The 21,731-nt window shown below is 60.8% G+C and carries 20 protein-coding genes; 8 read left to right on the forward strand and 12 right to left on the reverse strand.

Annotation, left to right across the window (positions count from 1 at the left end; translation table 11 throughout):
- Positions 1 to 49 precede the first annotated feature (49 nt).
- A complete protein-coding gene (locus AC07V9_RS13295; protein WP_495016166.1) occupies positions 50 to 1,369 on the reverse strand; it encodes an Nramp family divalent metal transporter in 1,320 nt (439 codons plus the stop codon).
- Positions 1,370 to 1,484: 115 nt separating this feature from the next.
- Between AC07V9_RS13295 and AC07V9_RS13300 the strand changes: the two genes are divergently transcribed.
- Positions 1,485 to 2,921: an MFS transporter gene (locus AC07V9_RS13300; RefSeq protein WP_495016167.1), complete on the forward strand. Its 1,437-nt coding sequence runs from the start codon at positions 1,485 to 1,487 to the stop codon at positions 2,919 to 2,921.
- Between the two features lie 79 nt (positions 2,922 to 3,000).
- Here the strand turns inward: AC07V9_RS13300 and norR are convergent, their stop codons facing one another.
- A complete protein-coding gene (gene norR / locus AC07V9_RS13305; RefSeq protein ID WP_495016168.1) occupies positions 3,001 to 4,560 on the reverse strand; it encodes a nitric oxide reductase transcriptional regulator NorR in 1,560 nt (519 codons plus the stop codon).
- Positions 4,561 to 4,996: 436 nt separating this feature from the next.
- Between norR and AC07V9_RS13310 the strand changes: the two genes are divergently transcribed.
- From AC07V9_RS13310 to AC07V9_RS13330, 5 genes are read left to right on the forward strand one after another with little or no spacing between them, the layout of a single operon-like run.
- Positions 4,997 to 6,448 carry a UbiA family prenyltransferase gene (locus tag AC07V9_RS13310; RefSeq protein ID WP_495016169.1) on the forward strand — a complete coding sequence of 484 codons (1,452 nt, stop codon included), beginning with the start codon at positions 4,997 to 4,999 and terminating at the stop codon, positions 6,446 to 6,448.
- Complete coding sequence (locus tag AC07V9_RS13315) at positions 6,445 to 7,761, forward strand: FAD-binding oxidoreductase (protein ID WP_495016170.1); 1,317 nt, start codon at positions 6,445 to 6,447, stop codon at positions 7,759 to 7,761. Before AC07V9_RS13310 ends, AC07V9_RS13315 begins: the two co-directional genes overlap by 4 nt.
- Entirely contained in the window at positions 7,758 to 8,513 is a 756-nt protein-coding gene (locus AC07V9_RS13320; protein WP_495016171.1) for an SDR family oxidoreductase, read from the forward strand. Before AC07V9_RS13315 ends, AC07V9_RS13320 begins: the two co-directional genes overlap by 4 nt.
- 56 nt (positions 8,514 to 8,569) lie before the next feature.
- On the forward strand, positions 8,570 to 9,496 hold the full coding sequence (locus tag AC07V9_RS13325) for a lysylphosphatidylglycerol synthase transmembrane domain-containing protein (protein WP_495016260.1): 927 nt from the start codon (positions 8,570 to 8,572) through the stop codon (positions 9,494 to 9,496).
- Positions 9,497 to 9,532: 36 nt separating this feature from the next.
- A complete protein-coding gene (locus tag AC07V9_RS13330) occupies positions 9,533 to 10,960 on the forward strand; it encodes a glycosyltransferase 87 family protein (protein WP_495016172.1) in 1,428 nt (475 codons plus the stop codon).
- A gap of 153 nt (positions 10,961 to 11,113) precedes the next feature.
- Here the strand turns inward: AC07V9_RS13330 and AC07V9_RS13335 are convergent, their stop codons facing one another.
- Together AC07V9_RS13335 and AC07V9_RS13340 are read right to left on the reverse strand one after the other, a co-directional pair.
- Positions 11,114 to 11,569, reverse strand: coding sequence for a type VI secretion system amidase immunity protein Tai4 (locus AC07V9_RS13335; protein WP_495016173.1), 456 nt, complete (start codon positions 11,567 to 11,569; stop codon positions 11,114 to 11,116).
- Positions 11,566 to 12,060: a type VI secretion system amidase effector protein Tae4 gene (locus AC07V9_RS13340; protein ID WP_495016174.1), complete on the reverse strand. Its 495-nt coding sequence runs from the start codon at positions 12,058 to 12,060 to the stop codon at positions 11,566 to 11,568. Before AC07V9_RS13340 ends, AC07V9_RS13335 begins: the two co-directional genes overlap by 4 nt.
- Before the next feature lie 188 nt (positions 12,061 to 12,248).
- On the opposite strand from AC07V9_RS13340, the gene AC07V9_RS13345 reads away from it, so the two are divergent.
- Positions 12,249 to 12,413 carry a hypothetical protein gene (locus AC07V9_RS13345; RefSeq protein WP_495016175.1) on the forward strand — a complete coding sequence of 55 codons (165 nt, stop codon included), beginning with the start codon at positions 12,249 to 12,251 and terminating at the stop codon, positions 12,411 to 12,413.
- Positions 12,414 to 12,503: 90 nt separating this feature from the next.
- On the opposite strand, the gene AC07V9_RS13350 is transcribed toward AC07V9_RS13345, so the two are convergent.
- The 4 genes from AC07V9_RS13350 to AC07V9_RS13365 form a co-directional block, all read right to left on the reverse strand.
- Positions 12,504 to 13,562, reverse strand: a complete 1,059-nt coding sequence (locus AC07V9_RS13350) for a squalene/phytoene synthase family protein (RefSeq protein ID WP_495016176.1) — start codon at positions 13,560 to 13,562, stop codon at positions 12,504 to 12,506.
- A gap of 153 nt (positions 13,563 to 13,715) precedes the next feature.
- A complete protein-coding gene (locus AC07V9_RS13355) occupies positions 13,716 to 13,925 on the reverse strand; it encodes a hypervirulence associated TUDOR domain-containing protein (protein ID WP_495016177.1) in 210 nt (69 codons plus the stop codon).
- A gap of 20 nt (positions 13,926 to 13,945) precedes the next feature.
- Positions 13,946 to 15,796: a glycoside hydrolase family 15 protein gene (locus tag AC07V9_RS13360; protein ID WP_495016178.1), complete on the reverse strand. Its 1,851-nt coding sequence runs from the start codon at positions 15,794 to 15,796 to the stop codon at positions 13,946 to 13,948.
- Positions 15,789 to 16,589, reverse strand: a complete 801-nt coding sequence (locus AC07V9_RS13365) for a glucose 1-dehydrogenase (protein WP_495016179.1) — start codon at positions 16,587 to 16,589, stop codon at positions 15,789 to 15,791. Before AC07V9_RS13365 ends, AC07V9_RS13360 begins: the two co-directional genes overlap by 8 nt.
- Before the next feature lie 372 nt (positions 16,590 to 16,961).
- Here AC07V9_RS13365 and AC07V9_RS13370 point away from each other — a divergent pair, with 372 nt between their 5' ends.
- Positions 16,962 to 17,894: a LysR family transcriptional regulator gene (locus tag AC07V9_RS13370; protein ID WP_495016180.1), complete on the forward strand. Its 933-nt coding sequence runs from the start codon at positions 16,962 to 16,964 to the stop codon at positions 17,892 to 17,894.
- 3 nt (positions 17,895 to 17,897) lie between these two features.
- Here the strand turns inward: AC07V9_RS13370 and pstB are convergent, their stop codons facing one another.
- The 4 genes from pstB to pstS form a co-directional block, all read right to left on the reverse strand.
- Positions 17,898 to 18,677 carry a phosphate ABC transporter ATP-binding protein PstB gene (gene pstB / locus AC07V9_RS13375; protein WP_296187019.1) on the reverse strand — a complete coding sequence of 260 codons (780 nt, stop codon included), beginning with the start codon at positions 18,675 to 18,677 and terminating at the stop codon, positions 17,898 to 17,900.
- The gene (pstA, locus tag AC07V9_RS13380) at positions 18,677 to 19,555 is read right to left on the reverse strand and encodes a phosphate ABC transporter permease PstA (protein ID WP_495016181.1); all 879 of its coding nucleotides are present in this window, start codon (positions 19,553 to 19,555) and stop codon (positions 18,677 to 18,679) included. The genes pstB and pstA overlap by 1 nt, the downstream gene beginning before the upstream one ends.
- A complete protein-coding gene (gene pstC / locus AC07V9_RS13385) occupies positions 19,552 to 20,547 on the reverse strand; it encodes a phosphate ABC transporter permease subunit PstC (protein WP_495016182.1) in 996 nt (331 codons plus the stop codon). The genes pstA and pstC overlap by 4 nt, the downstream gene beginning before the upstream one ends.
- Positions 20,548 to 20,619: 72 nt before the next feature.
- Positions 20,620 to 21,636: a phosphate ABC transporter substrate-binding protein PstS gene (gene pstS, locus AC07V9_RS13390; RefSeq protein ID WP_495016183.1), complete on the reverse strand. Its 1,017-nt coding sequence runs from the start codon at positions 21,634 to 21,636 to the stop codon at positions 20,620 to 20,622.
- Between the last annotated feature and the right edge of the window lie 95 nt (positions 21,637 to 21,731).

Raw genomic sequence — 21,731 nt, forward strand, 5'->3', positions numbered from 1 at the left:
GTAACGCGGACTGCTTCTGCCCGGCGGGCAAAATCAAACGACAACAGCCTCAACTCAACCAGAACACCATCAACGTCACGTTCGCCGCCGAAATCAACCCGAACAGCCCCCAGGCCAGCACCTTGGTCAGGGTGCTGTTGGCGAACGGGCCCATCAGCTGTTTGTCGCTGGTAAAGCGAATCAACGGCCACAGCGCGAACGGCAGTTGCAGGCTCAGGACCACCTGACTCAGCACCAGCATCTTGCCCACGGCGCCGTCACCGAACCAGATCACCCCTGCCAGCGCTGGAACCAATGCCAGCGCGCGCGTGATCAGGCGGCGTTGCCAGCACGGGATTTTCGCGTTGAGAAACCCTTCCAGCACCACCTGGCCGGCGATGGTGCCGGTGAAGGTCGAGCTTTGCCCCGCCGCCAGCAGCGCGACGCCGAACAGCACACTGGCCAGCGCGCCGCCCACCAGCGGATCGAGCAGGTGATAGGCGTCCTGAATCTCGACCACGTCCGAATGCCCGGTGCCATGAAACGCCGCTGCCGCGAGAATCAGGATCGCCGCGTTGATCACCAGCGCCATGCTCAGCGAGGCAATGGTGTCGACCCGCGCGTAGCGAATCGCGCTGGCCTTGCTTTCAAGGGAGGTGCCGTTGACCCGAGTCTGCACAACGGATGAGTGCAGATAGAGGTTATGGGGCATCACCGTCGCGCCGAGAATGCCGATGGCGATGTACAGCGGCTCCTGCTGGCTGAGCACGTCCCACGAAGGTTTGAGCCCCGCCACCACGTCCGGCCAGAACGGCTTGATCAGCACCAACTCAATGAAGAAACACGTGGCGATGGTCGCAATCAGCCCCAGCACGATGGCCTCCAGGCGCCGGAAATTGGCGCCCTGCAAAGCCAGCACGATGACCGTGTCGAACGCCGTCAGGGCCACGCCGGTGGTGATCGAAACGCCCAATAACAGATGGAACGCCAAAGCTGCGCCCAGCACTTCGGCAAGGTCGGTGGCCAGAATCGACAGCTCGGCAAGAATCCACTGGCCCATGCCCACCCGGCGGCTGTAGCGCTCGGCAGACAACTGCGCCAGGTCGCGCCCGGTGGCAATGCCAAGCCGCGAGCAAAGGTTTTGCAAGACCATTCCCGACAGGCTCGCCAACACCACCACAAACAGCAGCGCGTAGCCGAACCGCGACCCTGCCTCGATCGCGGTGGCCCAGTTGCCGGGATCCATGTAGCCGATGGAGATCAACAGACCAGGGCCGACGAACAACATCAGCTTGCGCAGAAACGACGCATTGGGCGGAATCGCGACGCTGTCAGTCACGGCTGAAGGGCAGAACGGCGCGGTGGCGGTGGTCGGGAGTTTGTATTTCACGGGAATCCGGCGGGTGATGGCGAACAGCCCCGAAGCTTAATCGCACAGAAATATTTTGTCTTGAATCTCTGCAAAAGCTCTAACATGCCTCGTCCCACGGAATTGGAAAATAATAATGTCCTTGCCTACACCCCCCAGCGACCACGTCGACGCACTGTCAGATGGCGTCGACCCGATCCGCGCCGCACGCATTTCTGCCCGCATCGACCGTCTGCCCGCTGTGGCGACCATCTGGAAACTGGTGGCGCTGCTGTCCATCGGCGGTTTCTTCGAACTTTACGACCTGTTCCAGACGGCCTACATCAGCCCCGGCTTGATTCGCGCCGGTCTGTTCGCCACGGGCGCTCAGGGCGTGTTCGGCTTCTCCGATCAGGCGGCGTTCGCCTCGGCCACCTTCCTGGGCCTGTTTCTCGGCGCCAGCCTGCTCAGCCCGATCGCCGACCGCTTTGGCCGCCGGGCGATCTTCACCTTTGCGCTGATCTGGTACACCCTCGCCACTGTTTTGATGGGCATTCAGACCTCGGCGTTGGGCATCATCTGCATGCGCTTTCTGGTGGGCATCGGCCTGGGCATCGAACTGGTGACCATCGACGCCTACCTGTCGGAGCTGGTGCCCAAGCGCATGCGCAGCTCGGCGTTTGCCTTCGCCTTTTTCGTGCAGTTTCTGTCGGTACCGTCGGTGGCGCTGATGTCCTGGTGGCTGGTGCCGCAGGATCCGTTCGGCATCGCCGGCTGGCGCTGGGTGGTGATCGCCAGTGCGGTGTTCGCGCTGTTCATCTGGTGGCTGCGTTCCCGCCTGCCGGAGTCACCGCGCTGGCTGGCGCAGCACGGCCGTTTCGCTGAAGCCGAGAAGATCATGGACGACCTGGAAGCGCGTTGCGTCAAGGATCATGGCAAGGCGCTGGACGCGCCGGAAACCCACGACGTCGCGGTTGAAGGCAAAGGCCGGTTCGCCGACATCTGGCAAGCGCCTTATCGTCGTCGCGCGCTGATGCTGATCGTCTTTCATGTGTTTCAGGCCATCGGCTTCTTCGGCTTTGGCAACTGGCTGCCGGCATTGCTGTCGGGCCAAGGGGTCAGTGTGACCCACAGTCTGGCGTACGCGTTCGTCATCACCCTCGCCTACCCACTGGGGCCGTTGCTGTTCGTGAAGTTTGCCAACCGTTTCGAGAACAAGTGGCAGATCGTCGGTTCGGCGCTGGGCGCAATGATTTTCGGCACCTTGTTCGCCCAGCAGACCACCGCGACGGGCCTGATCTTCTGTGGCGTGATGATCACCTTCTGCAACGCCTGGCTGAGCTTCAGCTATCACTCGTACCAGAGCGAGCTGTTCCCCACCAACATCCGCGCTCGCGCCGTGGGCTTCTGCTACTCGTTCAGCCGCCTGTCGACCGTATTCAGCAGCCTGCTGATCGGCCTGTTCCTCGACCACTTCGGCACGCCGGGGGTGTTGACCTTTATCGTGATCAGCATGCTGATCGTGATGATCACCATCGGTGGCTTCGGGCCGAAGACGCGCAATCTGGCGCTGGAGGATATTGCCCATCGGTGATTGAGCGCAGGGCAAGGGCTCTTGATTCTGGCCGGACTCCTACGGCCGTTGGCCAGAATCTATAAAAGGAGCCTCGCGCTTATCGAATTCCCAACCGCTTGGCCAGCCGACTGAGGTTGGCCCGGTCCAGATTCAGCTCGCGGGCCACCTCGGCCCACTTGCCCTGATGCCGGCTCAACGCATCGGTGATCAGCGTTTTCTGAAATGCATCGACGGTTTCCTTCAGACCCTCTCCGGGTTTAATCACCGGCATCGCAGTGGCCGGCATTGGCAATGTTGCAAACTCAGGCTGAACCTCCTCATCCAGCCCGAGCGCCCCCGGTTCGATGGTCAGGATGCGCGGCCGTTCGCTGTGAGCCGCCAACGCCTTGAGCACCGCGCGGCTGATCAGGTGTTCCAGCTCGCGCACATTGCCCGGCCATGAATAAGCAACGAGCACCTTCTGCGCCTCGGGGCTCATGCGCAGGCTGCGCAATCCCATTCGCGCGCGGTTTTCTTCGAGAAAATAACCGGCCAGGAGCAGCACATCCCTGCCCCGCTCACGCAGCGGCGGCACCACCAGTGGGTATACGCTCAGGCGATGATAGAGGTCAGCACGAAAGCGCCCGGCGCGCACTTCTTCGGCCAGGTCGCGGTTGGTGGCGGCGATGATGCGCACGTCCACATGATGTTCCTGATCGGAACCGACGCGCTGCAGTTGGCCGCTCTGCAAGACGCGCAGCAGCTTGGACTGCACCGGCAACGGCAGCTCACCCACTTCGTCGAGAAAGATCGAACCGCCATCGGCCAGCTCGAACTTGCCACTGCGCCCGCTCACCGCCCCTGAAAACGCACCTTTGACGTGACCGAACAGCTCGCTCTCGACCAGTAATTCCGGCAGCGCGGCGCAGTTGAGGCTGATCAGCGGCTTTTGCGCACGAGGTGATTGCAGGTGAATGGCTTCGGCGACCAGCTCCTTGCCGACCCCGGTTTCGCCAGTGATCAGCACGGTCAGCGGGCTGTTGCCCACCAGCTGGATTTCCTGCTGCAAACGCCGATGCACCGCACTCTGCCCGATCAGCTCGCGCGGGCCCCGACCACCGGCAGCACGTTTGTAGACCTCGGCCAGTTGTCGCTGATCCTCGAAGCTGCGCGCCAGGTGATTGATCCGGTCGCTGGCCATGACCGTCGCCGCAGCAAGGCTGGCAAAGGCCTGCAGGTTGCCCAGATCGACACTGCCGAAACTCAACGGGTCGAGGGAGTCCAGGGTGATCACGCCCCAGAGCGTGTCCTGCACATAGAGCGGACAACCCAGGCAGTCGTGAACCTCCAGGTGGCCGTGCAGCCCGTCCACCAAGCCGTCGTAGGGGTCAGGCAGGTCGCAATCGGTGGAAAAGCGCGTGGGCTCGCGGTTCTGCACGATAAGGTCCAGCCGCGGGTGCTCACCCAGCCGAAACCTGCGGCCGAGGGTGTCAGGGCTCAGGCCTTCGACTGACAGGGGCACCAGCACATCGTCTTCCAGCTTGAGCAAGGCCACGGCATCACAGGGCAGCAACTGACGCAACGAGCGCAGCAGGCGCCGATAGCGTTCATCGTCCGGCAGGTCCCGGGACAGATCGGCCACCAGCGGCACCAGCGCCAACAATAAAGGATGGGTCATGAAGGCTCCCGGGCCCAAAGAAAACGGCGTGTTATGCAGCCCTATTCGCCACTGTCGTAACCTCCAGAGCTCCCACAGGTTCATCGTGAACCGCAGATTCGCGACGTCCCCCAGATCTGTAGGAGACGTCGGAGGTTACGACGGCAGCGAACGGCGTGGTCATTATGACCACGCCCCAGTGCGAACAACAGCCTTTGCGTCAACGAATGCGCGAATAAAAACCGTCGCGCCAATATTCAGCCTCCATTCATTCGCCAATTTAACGACGACGCACTGTCTCAGTCATGAAACGCAAAACTTGCAAGTACACCGTTAGTTGCCCGTCAACTTCTGGCGCCAAGGGCCCGGCAGGTATTGCACAAGCCTTTAATTTAAATGAAGTTGTGAAACTTTTATTTTGTTTATAGTCGGATCGACCCCGAAAGGAGCATTCGCTATGGCAAGAATTCAGGGAAGAGTTCTCGAAACATTCCCACCCTTGGTTGTGGATCTGGACGGCACCTTGCTGCGCTCGGATCTGTTGATGGAAACCGCCATGGCCTTCGTCAGAAGCAAGCCGTTGCAGGTTTTCAAGATGCTGGGCTGGTTACTCAAGGGCAAGGCGGCGCTCAAGGAAGGCCTGGCACTCGAGACCGAGCTAGACGTCGCGGTGCTACCGTTTGACGCGCAGATCATCGAAATGATCCAGGCCGAAAAAGCCAGCGGACGGATGATTGTCCTCGCCACCGCCAGCCATGTCAGCCTGGCCGAACGCATCGCCGAACACTTGCAGTTATTCGATCTGGTCGTGGCCTCCAATGCCAATCGCAACTTGTCGGGCAACAATAAGCGCGATCTGTTAGTGGCTCACTACGGTGAAGGCGGCTTCGACTATATCGGCAACTCAAAAGATGACTTGCCCATCTGGAAAGTGTCGCGCCAGGCTTATGTGGTCAACCCGGATCACGGGGTTGAGTCCCGGGTCGAGGCGATGAGTCAGGTCGAACCGACGATTCGCACCAATACCTCAACCCTGCGTGACTGGCGCAAAGCCTTGCGCATGCATCAATGGCTGAAGAACGCGCTGATCTTCGTGCCGCTTCTGGCCGCCCACCGTTTCGTGCAGCCCGATCTTCTGCGCGACGGCGTCTTTGCCTTCTTCTGCTTCGGCCTGTGCGCCTCCAGCGTTTATATCCTCAACGACCTGCTGGACCTGTGCGACGACCGCCACCACAGGAGCAAATGCCACCGTCCCTTTGCCAGCGGGCGACTGTCGATCAAGGCCGGTCTGATTCTGGTGCCCACTCTTTTGCTGACGGCGTTCGGCGCAGCGCTGGCGCTGTTGCCCTGGCAGTTCTCGGCGGTCATGGCGGCGTATTACGGCCTGACCCTGGCCTACTCGCTGAAGCTCAAGCGTCTGATGGCCTGGGACGTGATCGTCCTGGCGATGCTCTACACCGCACGCATCATTGCCGGGGTGGCGGCGTTCAATCTGACGCTGACGTTCTGGATCCTCGCCTTCTCGATGTTCATCTTCCTCAGCCTTGCGATGGTCAAGCGCTACGCCGAACTGCGCGATGCCAGGGCCCGCGAGGTGAACACCTTCGCCCGCGGTCGCGGCTATTACCCTGGGGACCTCGACATGATCGCCTCCCTTGGCGCGTCTTCAGGGTATCTGGCGGTGATGGTACTCGCTCTGTACATCCAGGACGCCAAAACCACTGCGCTGTATGTCACGCCCCACGTGATCTGGCTGGCCTGCCCGCTGCTGCTGTTCTGGGTGACCCGCGTGTGGATGCTCACCCATCGCGGGCAGATGAACGAGGACCCGGTGGTATTCGCCATTCGTGATCGAACCAGCCAACTGATCGGCGCCGTATTCCTGCTGATGTTCTGGATCGCCGCATGAGTGCACCGCTGTATTCCTGGGGACGATTTCCCCACAGCCCGCAGCGCGGTCACAGCTGCGCGTGGTTCGACGAACTGCCGGCGCATCTGGATCGGGTGATCGACGCGCATCACAGCAGCCTGCCCTTTGGCAATGGCCGCAGCTACGGCGACAGCTGCCTGGCGGCGAGCGATCAAGTGCTGCACATGCGTTCGCTGGACCGGTTGATCGACGCCGACTGGGACAGCGGCGTGATCAAGGTTGAAACCGGCATAACCCTCGCCGAAGTCCTGAGCGTCGCGATCCCCAACGGCTGGTTTCTGCCAGTGACGCCCGGCACCCAGTTCGCCACCGTCGGCGGCGCCATCGCCAACGACGTGCATGGCAAGAACCATCATGTGCGCGGCACCTTTGGCCGACACGTGCGCAGCTTCGGCCTGTTGCGTCATGGCCAGCCAGAGATGACCTGCTCGCCCAGCGTCAACGCCTCGCTGTTTTCCGCGACCATCGGTGGCCTGGGCCTGACCGGGATCATTCATTGGGCGCAGCTGCAATTGATGCCGATCCGCGCCAGCCAGATCGACACCACCACCGTTCGTTTCGCCAATCTGGCGGAGTTTTTCGCGCTGTCCCATGAGCTGGACGAGCAACACGAATACAGCGTGGCCTGGGTCGATTGCCTGGCCAAAGGCGCGGACACCGGGCGCGGCGTGTTCATCGTTGGCGATCACGCGCAGTACGGCTCGCTGCAAGTAGGCCGCCGCGCGCGGCTGAGCATGCCCGTCACGCCGCCGGTGTCGCTGATCAACAGGCTGTCCCTGAGCGCGTTCAACAACCTCTATTGGCGCCTGCACCCTGGCCAACGGACAGCGGGCCGCAGTGCCTACGAACCCTTTTTCTACCCCCTGGACCGCATCCTGCACTGGAACCGTATCTACGGCCCTCGCGGGTTTCAGCAGTACCAGTGCGTGATCCCCACCCAGAATGCCGAGGCGGCGATGGCCGAGCTGCTGCGGGCCATTGCCGACGCCGGGCAAGGTTCGTTTCTCGCGGTGCTCAAGCGCTGCGGCGATGTGCGCTCGCCGGGCCTGTTGTCGTTCCCGATGCCGGGCACCTCGCTGGCCCTGGATTTTCCGCAAAGCGAACACCTGCAGGACGTTGTATTCCCGCGCCTGGACGACATCGTCCGCGCCGCCCAAGGACGCTTGTATCCGGCCAAGGATGCCCACATGAGCGGCGCTGACTTTCGTCAGGCCTACCCCGCCTGGGAGCGACTGGAAGCGCTGCGCGATCCCTCGTTGATGTCCCGTTTCTGGAGCCGCGTACTGTCATGACGACCCACACTTCAAAAAAAGTTCTGATCATCGGCGCGACATCGGCCATTGCCACTGCCTGCGCTCGCCTGTGGGCCAGCGAGGGCAGCGACTTCTTTCTCGTTGCGCGCAATGTCGACAAACTGCAGCAGACCGCCGCCGACCTCAAGGCCCGGGGCGCGAAGAACGTCGCCCTGCACGAAATGGACGCCAACGACATCGACGCTCACCCGCTGATGCTCAGCCGCGGCCTCACTGCCCTGGGCCAGATCGACATCGCGCTGATCGCACACGGCACCCTGCCCGATCAGAAAGCCTGCGAACGCGATGTGCACCTGGCCCTGCGCGAGTTCGCCAATAACGGCACCTCGGTAATCGCCCTGCTGACCATTTTGGCCGAACAGTTCAAGACCCAGCGGTGCGGCAGTCTGGCGATCATCTCCTCGGTGGCGGCCGACCGTGGGCGCCCTTCCAATTACCTGTACGGCAGCGCCAAGGCGGCAGTGTCGACCTATTGCGAAGGCCTGCAGGCGCGGCTGTTCAAGGTCGGCGTGCACGTGACCACGATCAAACCGGGCTTCGTCGACACGCCAATGACCCAAGGCCTGTCGCTGCCTGCCGCACTGCTGGCACAACCGGCGCAGGTCGCGCAACGCATCGTCAAAGGTATCGCCAATCGGGTGCCGACCCTCTACGCGCCCGGCTTCTGGGGCCTGATCATGCTGATCATTCGCTCGATCCCGCAGCCCGTGTTCAAGAGGCTGAACCTGTGAGCGGCTCCACCGCCCACGAGGCCGTGCACCTGTCCGGCTGGCGTTACCGTGCGGTCATGCTATCGGTGGTGGGGTCGGCGCTGGGCTATCTGGCGTTCTCGCTGTGGGGCGGCTGGCACGCCGTGGGCGCAGCCGTGTACGAGGTCGGGGTGGTGGGCATTGTCATCGCGCTGTTCATGTCGTCGGTCAATTATGGCCTGCGGTTTCTGCGTTGGCAGGCCTACCTCAAGGTGCTCGGCCACCCCATGCCGTGGCGCCCGAGCCTGAACATTTATCTGGCCGGCTTTGCCCTGACCACGACGCCAGGCAAAGCCGGTGAAGCCCTGCGCGGGGTGTTGCTCAAGCGTTGGGGCGTGCCGTATCCGCAGAGCTTTGCGGCGTTTTTCAGCGAGCGCTTGTCGGACCTGTTCGCCGTGGTGCTGCTGACGTTGTTCGGCCTCTCGCTGTACCCCGAGGCGATGCCGATGATCATCGTCGGCGTGGGGCTGGTGCTGGTCGGCCTGCTGGTGTTGTCGCAACGTCGGCTGCTGGAGCGCCTGAGGTCGATGGTGCCCAGCGACAGCGGCAAGGCACTCAGTCTTTTGCGTCATCTGCTGCAAGTGCTGGTGCATGCCCAGCAGTGCCATCGCCTGCGCCTGATGCTCGGCCTGACGCTGCTCAGCGTCATGGCCTGGAGCGCCGAGGCGTTGGCCTTCCACTGGATTGTGCAATGGATGGGCGCCGACATCCCGCTGACCTTTGCGGTGTTCGTCTACGCATTGGCGATGCTCGCGGGCGCGATCAGTTTCATGCCCGGCGGGCTGGGCGGCGCAGAAGCGGTGATGGTCGGCTTGCTGGTCTTCAAAGGCATGAACAGCGCCGACGCGGTGGCCGCCACGGTGCTGATTCGTCTGGCCACACTGTGGTTCGCGGTGGCCATCGGCGCCCTTATGCTGTTTCGGCTCAAGGGCGAAACGGCGCGGCAGCGTGAAGCCATTCAATAGTGTGTTCTCGAAAAAACAGGGACAGGAGTGCAATTCATGGTGGCAGCAGTACGTTATCGAGCGTCGACGTGGGTCCCCCTGTTGTTGGTGGTCGGCGCGATCCTTGCCAGCTTTTTCGCTTCGAGCGGGCCGATCCAGTGGATGGACAACGGCATGTTTCTCGCCGACGCCGCGCAGGGCCAGTACTTCAGCCAGACGCTGACGCCGCTGGACCATCCCCTCTATCTGTTCATCACCACTGCGCTGTTCGCAGGTTTCGGGCCCTACGTTCTCAGCCTGATGAACTCGCTGCTGCTGATCCCGCTGGCGTGGGCCATTTTTCGCCTGGCCAAGGGCGCCGGCGCGACAAACGCTCAGGCCCTGCTGGCCATCGCCGCCGCCGTGCTGTGCCACTGCGTGTTCTGGGTCTCGACCAAGGCCGAGGTCTACGTGCTGCACACGCTGCTGATCACCCTCGCCTGCATGGTGCAACTGCATGACAAACAGCGCCTGGGGGTGATGCCTTCGCTGTTTCTCATCGGCGTGCTGACCGGGCTTGCCGCGGCGATTCATCAGCTGACTTTCATCGTCCTGTTCCCCCTGTACGTGCAACTGCTGTGGCAGCACAAGACGCGACTGCTGATCACGCTGCCCGCCTTCGCGCTGGGGTTTTCAGTGGCCCTGCCGAGCCTCCTCAACGAGCTGCACAGCGGCATGAACCTGATCGACATCGGCCATCGCTACCTGATCGGCATCCCCGACACCACCGCCGAGCAAAGCTGGCAGGGCTCGCTGTTTCGCTTCGACGACATGTGGCACGAGAAGAATTCGGTGGCGCTGCTGTTGCTGTCGCTGATCGGCCCGCAACTGGCGGGACTGTTGCTGTTCCCCAAAAGCCCGGCGCTGCGGCTGCTGTGGTGGGCGGCGGTGATGAACTTCATCTTCGCGGTGTCCTACAACGTCACCGACCGCTTCACCTTCTTCCTGCCGGGTGCCGTACTGCTGAGCATCATCGGCGTGATCCAGCTGCAACACCTGCTGCCAGGCAAGGCTGCCGGCTTGGTTACGGCCTCGCCCCTGGCCGCCCCCGTGGCCATTCTCGCGGTGTTCGCCGTGTACACCAGCGGCGCGATCCAGTTGCCGGTGCATAAGGAAACCCTGCCGTTTCGCGACGACATCCACTACTTCATGGTGCCCTACCTCACCGACCGCTCCGCCGAAGAATTCGTGCACAGCTACGAACTCTCAGCCCCCGAAGGCGCCCTGATCATCGCCGACTGGACCCCCAACGGCGCCCTGCGCTCGGCCCAGGTCAGCGGGCTGCTCAAGGGCCGGACGTTCGAGTTGTGTGAAGAGGTGCAGAACATCGACAGCTACATCAATGGGCCCGGCGCGTATCTGGCGCGGACCAGCTACTGCGACATGATTGGTGAGCGGTTTGCGCTGGAGACCTTGCCGGTGGGGTATGAATTAAGGGTGAAGTGAAGCAGTTTCGTTAGGGTTTCACCGATCCCCTGTGGGAGCGAATTCATTCGCGATGCAGCGGTACGGGCGACGAAGATGTATCGGCTGCACCATTTTTTGCGAATGAATTCGCTCCCACAGGGATGGGGTCACCTAACCCCTGGCACATGTGGCTCATTCGTCAGGCGCAGGATGATCCTGTCGGTAACTGCGATCTGGCGTAGAACCCCAGCGTTTTATTTGCGCCTCTAATGCATCACTGTGGTAAAGATCCAGGCACTTCAAAAGATCGAATCGAACGCCCTTCACTTCCGATTCCACCATGGGATTGTGATAGTCCCTGCTCAAATAATCAGTGACCAGATCATGGATAGGGCCGGTAGCCTGATCAAGATCAAAAGATGTCCAGTCCCGTAAAGCACTGACACTACTGCCAGCGTCCCTGGCTACGCCCGGATTGTCTTTGTAGGCGGTGGCGATACAGGTGGCCAAGACCATGTCCTTGTAATTGACCGAATAGGTTCGGCCACCCGCTTGTGGAGAATTTCGGATTTGGTCTTGAGCCTGACAGACTGGAGTGAAGATACTCACTGTCAACGCAACAACGGCAAGTGGCCTGTATCTGCTCATCGCAGGCTCCAGAAATTGGCTTTATCCGTGCGATACGAAGCCTCAGGCTGGTTAAAGTAGCAATGATCATAGCAATGTCGACCATCGAACAAGGTCGCGTGCCCCTGTGCATCCGACCATCCGGAAATCTCGAAAAGAATCAGGCCTTTTCTGTCGGTCACGCTCTCTGCCGAAACAGGGTACTTGATGATCTCAGGCTTACCCCAGCGGAGTTCAAGGAATGTGATGAGATTTCTAACCCGATAGAAATACTGCCGTTTGTCCGCTCCTGACACGGTTTCCCTCGGTATGGGCGGGATAAGCATCCCTGACTCATTCAAGATATAGCTCATGCGGATGGCGCATGTGTTCGTCCAGCGCAGTGTCGGATCGGAGCTGTTGATATTCAACGCTACATTCCCTCCTATCATCTGGGCGACTTTGGCACTTGAGTTTGAGGGATCATAGATTCGCTGCGATGCAGCCCATGCGAAACTGAAAAACGGTCGCATCGTCGGTCATCCTTGGTGCTGATTAGGGATAGAACCGGCAACCTACGCAAGGATCTGCTCTCTCAAAAGACAGAGGAGAAAATCAGGACCGGGACTACGCTATAGCAACCACTTTCCTACAAAATCCTGGCTTCTTTTCACCGGCGTGACCAAGCTTCAGTCCCTACTGCCGCGCAAAGCCTAGAGGGTTGCTCAACGGCCGCACGTTCGAGTTGTGTGAAGTGGTGCAGGACATCGACCGCTACATCAAGGGCCCCAGTGCATATTTGGCGCGCACCAGCTACTACGACATGATCGGCGAGCGCTTTGCGCGGGAGTCGTTGCCGGTGGGGTATGAGTTGCGGGTGAAGTAAGGCGGTTTCGCGGCCGACTTAATTCGCTCCTACAGGTCTAGATCCAGTTCGGCCGCAGATCATTGATCAGAACGCAAATTCTCGAGTGCTTCAGTCAGCTTCCAGCGGGGTCACCGGCAACTTGCTCGACGCCAGTTTGTGCAGCATACGCAAACCGATATTGGAACGCTGTGAGAGATGCGTCAGACGGATAATCCAGGCGACTTCGGCGTGACTCACTTTCACAGGCGCTTCGGGACAGGCCTGAACATTGCGCAAGGTCAATAACGCCAAACCAATGGTCCACGCCAGAAACCGACGAATCCCGCTGTGCCGGGCGGGGATCAGCAGCGTGAACTCCAGCGCCCGCAACAGATGCGCATTGGCTGTGCCGACCAGCTCGGCAATTACCTTCGTGTGGCCAACGTGACGAGCGCCCGCCTGCAGATGTCCCGGCTCAACCTGATGCACTTCCAGCAGATCACGCGGCAGCCAGCACACACCACGCTCAGCGTCCGCGCGTTGATCCTTGAGGATGTTGGTCAATTGCAGACCCGCACCGAAGGAGCGCGCCAGCGTGCGCAAAGCCTGACGCTGAGGGGCCAACTCAGGCGCGTAGTCGATGAAAAACTCGGTCAGGGTTTCCCCCACGCATCCCGCCACGCAGTAGCAGTAACGATCCAGCTCCTGACGATCCGCCAGCCCCAACAGGCCAGCCTTGCTCTGGAACTCGGCCATGCCCTGGGTCATCACGGTCAGGCAGGCAAGCGTCGCATTGCGCTGGGTGGCGTTGAGGGTGGCTGTGACTGCGAGCACTTGCGGCATGTGCCGGATCAGGTCGCGCTCGGCAGCGAGGGTCTGTTCGGTCAAGTGTCGATTCAATTCATCGCTCAGGCGCATGGCGTCGGCTTTGCCCATGACGACGTCGAGAAATGCGCTCTGATACTGGTGCTTTTGCCCAATGGTGAGGCCCGGTTCATCCTCGATGGTGTCGGCCATTCGGCACAGCAGATAGGCATTGGCCACTGCGGTCTGCAGCTCGGCGGGCAGTTGCGGAATGGTCAGGGCGAAGGTGCGGGAAACCTGGGGCAGGATGTGATTCTGAAAATCAACGGGAGTGGTTCCGGCATGGCGATCTGTGCGATCCACCAGAATCAACGCTTCATCCATGCTGCCATCCTGTTCGCCACGCCCGAGGTCTTGATTCAATCCGGCGCAAGGCGCCAGAGTCAGTTCGGGAACATACCTTCATTGGCGCCAGAGTGCACCTCGGGTAATCGGGACAGTTTTCTTCGTTGGCCCGCGTTGCGCAAAAAACGCCGGTTATACCCTCTCTAACGCGTCTTCCTTATGCATCGCCAAATGCCCGGTCTTGTCGCTCTTGACCTCGTACTGCGGTTCATCTCTAGAAGCGTGGCGATGCCGCCCCATGAACTCGACATCGTGGGTCACCACTTTGGTCACGACGCCCACCACATGCCCCACGTCCGAATTCCAGCGCACGTGATCGCCTTTCTTGAATGCATGGGCCATGTGATGACTCCTTATATAAGTCAGGGCTGCCAGAGGGTCTGGCTGCCTTCGAGTTTACGGTCCAGAAAGCTCGCGGCGCTGATCAGCGCCAGGTGGCTCAGGGCCTGAGGGGTGTTGCCCAAGTGATGGCCGTGGGCGTCGAACTCTTCGGCGTACAGGCCCAGCGGGTTGGCGTAGCGCAGCAGTTGCTCGAATTCCAGGTGCGCCTGTTCCACGCGGCCTGCCCTCGCCAGGCATTCGACGTACCAGAACGAACAGGCGACGAATGCGCCCTCCTCCCCCTCCAGCCCATCGCCGTAGGTGTCGTCGTTGCGGTAGCGGAAGACCATGCCGTCGCGCACCAGGGTTTTCTCGATGGCCTCCAGGGTCGACAGCCATTTCGGGTCGCTGGCGCCGACAAACCTCACCAATGGCATGAGCAGCATCGAAGCGTCGAGGTTCTTGCTGCCTGTGTGCTGGACGAAATGCCCGCGCTCGGCGTCCCAAAAGTTCTCCCAAATGTCGTCGTGAATCGCCTGGCGTTCTGCGGTCCAGCGCTCGAACGGCGCGGGCAGTGAACGCTTGAAAGACAGGCGCAAAGCCCGGTCCAGTGCGACCCAGCACATCAGGCGTGAATGCAGGAAATGCTGATCGTCGCCGCGCATTTCCCAGATTCCGACGTCCTTGCTGCGCCAGTTTTCGCACAGTTCGTTGACCAGCCGCGTGGTGTGTTGCCAGCCTTCGTGGGAGATCGCCTCGCCGTATTTATTGGCCAGGTAAACCGCATCCAGCAGCTCACCATAGATATCCAGCTGCGTCTGTTTGTAGGCCTCGTTACCGACGCGCACCGGGGTCGCGCCACCGTAGCCGGACAGATGCGTGAGGTTCTGCTCGGGCAATTCCTCTCGACCGTCGAGGGAGTAGAGAATGCCGAGCTTGTTGGCGTCTTCGCAGCAGTCGCCCATGCGCTCACGCACCCAGTGCATGAAGGCGTTGGCCTCGTCGGTGTAACCCAGGCGCATGAAGGCATAGACGGTGAACGAGGCGTCGCGAATCCAGGTATAGCGATAGTCCCAGTTGCGTTCGCCACCCTGCTCTTCCGGCAGGCCGAACGTGGCCGCAGCCACGATGCCGCCGTGCTTGCGTGAAGTCAGTAGCTTGAGCGCCAGAGCCGAGCGATTGACCGTTTCGCGCCAGCGACCTCGGTAATTCGAGTGGCGGCTCCAGTGCTGCCAGAAGTCGACGGTGTGCTTGAGGTCGCAGTCGCACTGGGTAGCCTTGACCTGTTCGTCATCAGCACCGCCCAACATGAACTCGACGATATCGCCCTGCTTCATCTGAAATTCGGCCATGGCGGCATGGCCATCCAGTGCTAGCTCTACGGTGGCCGAGAGGCGCATGGCGGGCTGACCCTGGGCTTCGAAAACCACGTCCTGGCCATCCAGTCTTGCTGTGGTTTCAGCGCGGCTGTAGTCGTGGCGAACCCGGCACAACATGCGCACCTGAGTGGTGCCATGGCGCACGTGAATCCGCCGCACGAGGCGCGGCAGGTCATCGACTTCATCGGCAATGGGCATCAGGTCGGTGACTTCGACCACGGCATCCTGGGCGATCCAGCGGGTCATCAGGACGTTGGTTTCTGGCAGGTACAGCTGCTGGCGGCGGGCGTCGGGCAGGATCGGCGACAGCTGAAAGATCCCGGCCTCAGGGGTGTCGAGCAATGCGCTGAAGATGCTTGGGCTGTCGAAATCGGGCCAGCAGCAAAAGTCGATGCTGCCGGTGTCGGCCACCAGCGCGGCACTGCGCATGTCGCCAATGATGCCGTGGTTCTCGATGTCGTTCTGCGCTTCGTGACGGGGGTCGTTCTGGGGCTTTTGCGCGTGATCAGCCATTGTCGCGAAACTCCGGATAGAGGCTCATGCCGCCATCGATGAATAAAGTGGTGCCGTGCACATAATCGGACGCATCGGACGCCAGCCAGACCACGGCGTTGGCCACGTCTTCGGCCTCGCCGACACGACCGTACGGGATGAGCTTGAGAAGTTTCTGTTCAGCGTCGCCAGTCATGGCCTTGGTGTTGATGGCGGTGCGAATGGCCCCCGGCGCTATGCTGTTGACGCGAATGCGCTGCTCGCCGACTTCCTGGGCAATGCTGCGCATGAGCAGATCGACCCCGCCCTTGGACGCTGCGTAGTTGACGTGACCGGCCCACGGGATGACCTGGTGCACCGAGCTCATGTGAATGATCTTGCCCAGCGCTCGGGAAATGTCGGGACGAATCTGCTGCCTGGCGAACTGACGCAATGCAGCGCGGGCGCAGAGGAACTGGCCGGTGAGGTTGACGTTGATGACAGTATTCCAATCCTCAAGGCTCATGTCGGCGATGGCGGCATCCTTTTGCAAGCCGGAATTGGCGATGAGGATGTCCATTCGGCCGAAGGCTTTGAGGGTCTCGGCGAACAGTTTTTCGACCTCGTCTTCCTTCGACACGTCGGCGCCGACAGCAATCGCCTGGCCGCCAGCGTTGAGGATGTCATCCACCAGTTTTTGTGCGGGTTCGGGTTGGGAGTGGTAATTGACCACCACCGCGGCGCCGGAAGCGGCGAGCCCACGGGCAGCACCTGCACCCAGGCCGGAACTGGCGCCAGTCACTAGTGCCACCTGGCCTTTCAGAGAAATCAGCATGGAGTATCAAGCCTCAGGGTGAGCGTTAACTGCTGACTGATGGGCTTGGCGGTAAGTTCAGTGAAGATGCTGCGGCCTGGATGCGATCGAAACCTGTGGGAGCCAATTCATTCGCGAGGCGTCAGTACGTCCGACAGAGATGCGGCGGATGTACCGGCCAATCGTCGGATTGCCGCCCAGAATGAATTAGCTCCCACAGGAATGTGCGCCAACCAGCAAGCCCGAAGCGCTCCCCCTTTCGTCAACCAGCCGGTTCGCGAAACATCCGGTTACGCTGGACGCCGACAGACCGGGATCCATAAACTGTCGCCCATCATTTCGCAGGCTTTTGCACACAGCAGGGTGACGAACGTTGGTCAACGGGGACGAGTTATGAATCGCAACGAGCTGCGCAAGGCCGATATCAACCTGATGGTGGTGTTCGAAACCTTGATGCAAGAGCGCAACGTCACCCGCGCTGCCGAGAAGCTATTCCTCGGTCAACCGACCATCAGCGCCGCGCTCAATCGCTTGCGGGCCTTGTTCAATGACCCGCTTTTCATCCGCGTTGGCCATCGCATGGAGCCCACGGCGCGGGCCAACGAGATCATTCATCACCTCTCCCCCGCGCTGGACGCCATGTCGGTGGCCCTGAGCCTGACCCGGGATTTCGACCCGGCCAGCAGCGACATGACCTTTCGCATCGGCCTGTCCGACGACGTCGAGTACAGCCTGTTGCCACCGTTGCTGCGGGCGATTCGCCAAGAGGCGCCGGGCATCGTCATCGTCATCAAGCAGGTCAACTACTGGAATATTTCCGAACTGCTGATGTCGGGGGAGATCACCGTTGGCGTGTGCCTGACCCGCGAACTGCCGGCCAACGCCAAGCGCAAACTGTTGCGCAGCGTGCAGCCGATGGTGGTACGCGCGGACGATTCCACCGAGCCATTGACCCTGGACGAATACTGCTCACGGCCCCATGTGGTGGTGTCCCACGTGGCGAACATTTCGAGTTTTGCCGATGAGTGGCTCGCGGCGATCGGGCGCAAGCGCCAGGCGGTGCTGTCGGTGCCGCAGTACAGCACCTTGCCCGCATTGATGGAGGGTACGGACCTGCTGTGCAACCTGCCGGATCATTTGACGCTGGCGATGGGCAAGACGGGGTTGTTGCGGGGTGAGCCGTTGCCGTTCATCACGCCGAACCTCGAGCTGTCGATGGTGTGGCTGAGTGTGATGGACACCGACCCTGCGGAGCGCTGGTTGCGCAAGCGGCTGGAGCAGTTCATGGGGGATCACAGTTCGATCCCCCCTGTTCCGCTCGGCTGAGGGTTAGCCGAAACGACCGGTAATGTAGTCTTCGGTCTGGGTCTTGGTCGGCTTGGTGAAGATGGTGTCGGTGTCGCCGTGTTCGATCAATTCGCCCAGGAACATGAACGCGGTGTAGTCCGAGCAACGCGCGGCCTGTTGCATGTTGTGGGTCACGATGACCACGGTGAACTGCTCTTTGAGCTCGGTGATGAGCTGCTCGATACGACCGGTAGAGATCGGGTCGAGTGCCGACGTCGGCTCGTCGAGCAGCAGCACTTGTGGACGCAGGGCGATGGTGCGGGCGATGCACAGACGCTGCTGCTGACCACCCGACAGACCCTGGGCGTTCTTGTCCAGCTTGTCCTTGACCTCATCCCACAGCGCCGCGCCGCGCAGGGCTTCTTCCACGCGCTCTTCCATCTCGCGACGGTTAAGTCGCTCGTGGTGCTTCACGGCGTACGAGATGTTGTCCTTGATGGTCATCGGGAACGGCACAGGCTTCTGGAACACCATGCCCACATGGCTGCGTAGGCGGTTCATCGAGTAGCCCGGTGCCAGGATGTTTTCCCCGTTGAGCAAAACCTCACCCTTGGCTTCAAGCTTCGGGTACATCGAGTAGATGCGGTTGAACACACGCAGCATGGTCGACTTGCCGCAACCCGATGGCCCGATGATCGCGGTAATGCGCTTCTCGGGGATGGTCATGTTGATGTTCTTCAACGACTGGTGGCCGTTGTAGTAGAAATCGAGGTTACGCACCTGGATCTTGGTTTTTTCGTCGGCGAGGGAAAGGTTGTTCATCAGGACGCCTTATTGCGCAGAAGAATGAGACGGGAGCTGAGGCTTAGCACCAATACGAACAGCGTCATGATCAGGGCACCTGCCCAGGCCAGGGAGTGCCAGTCATCGAACGGGCTCATGGCGTACTGGAAGATCACGACGGGAATGCTGGCGATCGGCTTGAGCAGATCACCGCTCCAGAACTGGTTGCCGAATGCCGTGAACAGCAGCGGCGCGGTTTCGCCGGTGATGCGGGCCAGGGCCAGCAGGATACCGGTGACCACACCGGCGCGGGCGGCACGCAGGACGATTTGCAGGGTCAGCTTCCACTGCGGCACACCCAGTGCCAGCGCGGCTTCACGCATGGTCGCCGGTTGCAGCTGGAGCATTTCATCGGTGGTGCGCACCACGACCGGAATCACCAGCAAGGCCAGCGCCAGGGCACCGGCAAAGGCGGAGAAGCCCACGCGGTGGTCGGTGACGGCGCTGAGCGGCAGGATCACGGCGGTGTAGACAAACAGGCCAAGCACAATCGAGGGAGCCGACAGCAGAATGTCGTTGATGAAGCGCACAGCGTTACCCAGCTTGCTGTGGCGAGCGAACTCGGCGAGCCAGATGCCCGCCATCAGACCGATCGGCGTACCGATGATCAGGCCCAGACCGGACATCAGAAAGCTGCCGTAGAAGGCGTTGGCCAAACCACCCTCGGCGCCCGGGGGCGGGGTCATGTCGGTGAACAGGCGCAGGTTCAGTGCCTGGAAGCCATTGACGATGGTGGTGATCAGAATCCACACCAGCCACAACAGACCGAACAGGGTCGCGCCGCAGCTCAGTACCATCGCCAGCTTGTTCTTGAATGCCCGCATGCGGTACAGGTTTTCGTTATCGACCTTACTCATACACCCTCCTTGCGCGACAGACGAGACAGCATCAGACGGGCAATCGCCAGCACGATGAAGGTGACCACAAACAGCAGGAAGCCCAGTGCGATCAGGGAAGAACGGTGCAGGTCGGTGTAGGCCTCGCTGAACTCGTTGGCGATCACCGAGGCAATCGAGCTGCTGGGCATCATCAGCGACGGCGAGAAGTTGTGAGCGTTACCCAACACGAAGGTCACGGCCATGGTTTCACCCAGTGCCCGACCCAGCCCCAGGAAGACGCCGCCGACCACCGCGGTACGGGTGTAAGGCAAGACGATGTCCCAGACCACTTCCCAGGTGGTGCCGCCCAATGCGTAAGCCGACTCTTTCAGAGCGACCGGCACGGTGCGGAACACTTCAGTCATGACCGAGGTGATGAACGGGATGATCATGATCGCCAGCACGATACCGGCCGTCAGCATACCGATGCCCAGTGGCGGGCCCTGAAAGATCGGGCCGATCAGCGGCAGCGCGCCGAGGTTGTCGTTGATCCACGGAGCCAGGTAAGCCGCCATGAACGGGCCGAAAACGAACAGACCCCACATGCCGTAGATGATCGAAGGAATGCCCGCCAGCAACTCGACGGCGGAAGCGATTGGGGTGCGCAGCCAGGGCGGCGCGACTTCAGTCAGAAAAATCGCGATGCCAAAGCTCACCGGAACGGCGATCAGCAGCGCGAGAAAGGAAGTGACCAGCGTGCCATAAATCGGGACCAGAGCACCGAAATGGCCGTTGACCGCATCCCATTCGGTACTGGTAAGAAATTCGAAACCAAAGGTCTTGAACGCCAGGGCGCCGCCCCACAGCGTCGAGCCAGCGATACTCGCCAGCAACAGCAGAACCAACAAAGCCGCGCCGAACATGATGCGCCGGAACCAGGCGTCGTGTCGGTGATCGCGGGCCGCTCGTTTTTCGCTCTCGGATTCCACATCCGGAATAACAGCGGACATATATTGGGTGTTCTCAGTCATGTTGGGTCCACTCGCAAGGAAACCCTGTCACCGAGCGCTCGGTGACAGGGGTAAGCCGGATAACGTCGAGCGTTACTTGAACTCGGATTTCCAGTAGGTTTCGATCTTGCTGACCAGCTCTTTAGGCAGTGGGACGTAGTCCAGGGACTCGGCTTGAGCCTGGCCGTTTTCCAGGGACCATTTGAAGAAGTCGAAAGCGGCCTTGCTCTCTTCAGCCTTTTTCGGCTGCTTGTACATGATGATCCAGGTGGTCGCGGTGATCGGCCATGCGTCAGCGCCCGGGGCGTTGGTCATGATCAGGTTGAAGTCCTGGGCGCTTGCCCAGTCAGCGGTAGCGGCAGCAGCGGCGAACGCCTTGGCGCCAGGCTCGACGGTCTTGCCGGCAGCGTTTTCCAGCTTGGCGTAGGAGATGTTGTTGGTCTTGGCGTAGGCGAATTCAACGTAGCCGATCGAACCCTTGATCTGCTTCACGTAAGCCGCCACACCTTCGTTACCCTTGCCACCCACACCGACTGGCCATTGAACGGCAGAGCCTTCGCCTGGACCGGCTTTCCAGTCAGGGCTGACTTTGCTCAGGTAGTTGGTGAAGTTGAACGAAGTGCCCGAACCGTCCGAACGGTGAACCACGGTGATCGCGGTTTCTGGCAGTTTCAGGCCCTTGTTCAGTGCAACGATCGCTGGATCGTTCCACTTGGTGATCTTGCCCTGGAAGATGTCAGCCAGGACTTTGCCGCTCAGTTCCAGCTTGCCGGTTTCAACGCCTTCAACGTTGATCACTGGAACGATACCGCCGATTACGCTTGGGAACTGACCGAGGCCCGCGGCCTGCAGGTCTTCGGCTTTCAGAGGGGCGTCGGATGCACCGAAGTCAACGGTGGCTGCCTTGATCTGAGCGATACCGCCGCCCGAACCGATGGACTGATAGTTCACCTTGTTGCCGGACTTTGCGCTGTACTCGGTCGCCCATTTGGAGATGACTGGGAACACGAAGCTCGAACCAGCACCAGTGACGTCCGTAGCGTGTGCCATTCCGGACAGGGCCATCGAAGCCAGCAGGAGTGACAGGCGTGTTTTTGTCAGCAGATTCACGGCAATACCTCAACAAAGAGAATGTGTAAGTGGGGTCGCACTTGAGGACCCGATGCAGATTTAAAACCCGAAACATTTCTATTTGATGACAGTCT

It is taken from the genome of Pseudomonas sp. GW821-FHT02A11 (assembly GCF_059421985.1).

Excerpts from the sequence above, each read along its gene's own strand:
- AC07V9_RS13315 (WP_495016170.1), top strand. The coding sequence starts at position 6,445 with ATGAGTGCACCGCTGTATTCCTGGGGACGATTTCCCCACAGCCCGCAG.
- AC07V9_RS13330 (WP_495016172.1), top strand. The coding sequence starts at position 9,533 with ATGGTGGCAGCAGTACGTTATCGAGCGTCGACGTGGGTCCCCCTGTTG.
- AC07V9_RS13355 (WP_495016177.1), bottom strand. The coding sequence starts at position 13,925 with ATGGCCCATGCATTCAAGAAAGGCGATCACGTGCGCTGGAATTCGGAC.
- AC07V9_RS13300 (WP_495016167.1), top strand. The coding sequence starts at position 1,485 with ATGTCCTTGCCTACACCCCCCAGCGACCACGTCGACGCACTGTCAGAT.
- norR (WP_495016168.1), bottom strand. The coding sequence starts at position 4,560 with ATGACCCATCCTTTATTGTTGGCGCTGGTGCCGCTGGTGGCCGATCTG.
- AC07V9_RS13325 (WP_495016260.1), top strand. The coding sequence starts at position 8,570 with ATGCTATCGGTGGTGGGGTCGGCGCTGGGCTATCTGGCGTTCTCGCTG.
- AC07V9_RS13360 (WP_495016178.1), bottom strand. The coding sequence starts at position 15,796 with ATGGCTGATCACGCGCAAAAGCCCCAGAACGACCCCCGTCACGAAGCG.
- AC07V9_RS13365 (WP_495016179.1), bottom strand. The coding sequence starts at position 16,589 with ATGCTGATTTCTCTGAAAGGCCAGGTGGCACTAGTGACTGGCGCCAGT.
- pstA (WP_495016181.1), bottom strand. The coding sequence starts at position 19,555 with ATGAGTAAGGTCGATAACGAAAACCTGTACCGCATGCGGGCATTCAAG.
- pstC (WP_495016182.1), bottom strand. The coding sequence starts at position 20,547 with ATGACTGAGAACACCCAATATATGTCCGCTGTTATTCCGGATGTGGAA.
- pstB (WP_296187019.1), bottom strand. The coding sequence starts at position 18,677 with ATGAACAACCTTTCCCTCGCCGACGAAAAAACCAAGATCCAGGTGCGT.
- AC07V9_RS13310 (WP_495016169.1), top strand. The coding sequence starts at position 4,997 with ATGGCAAGAATTCAGGGAAGAGTTCTCGAAACATTCCCACCCTTGGTT.
- AC07V9_RS13340 (WP_495016174.1), bottom strand. The coding sequence starts at position 12,060 with ATGCGACCGTTTTTCAGTTTCGCATGGGCTGCATCGCAGCGAATCTAT.
- AC07V9_RS13350 (WP_495016176.1), bottom strand. The coding sequence starts at position 13,562 with ATGGATGAAGCGTTGATTCTGGTGGATCGCACAGATCGCCATGCCGGA.
- AC07V9_RS13370 (WP_495016180.1), top strand. The coding sequence starts at position 16,962 with ATGAATCGCAACGAGCTGCGCAAGGCCGATATCAACCTGATGGTGGTG.
- AC07V9_RS13320 (WP_495016171.1), top strand. The coding sequence starts at position 7,758 with ATGACGACCCACACTTCAAAAAAAGTTCTGATCATCGGCGCGACATCG.
- AC07V9_RS13335 (WP_495016173.1), bottom strand. The coding sequence starts at position 11,569 with ATGAGCAGATACAGGCCACTTGCCGTTGTTGCGTTGACAGTGAGTATC.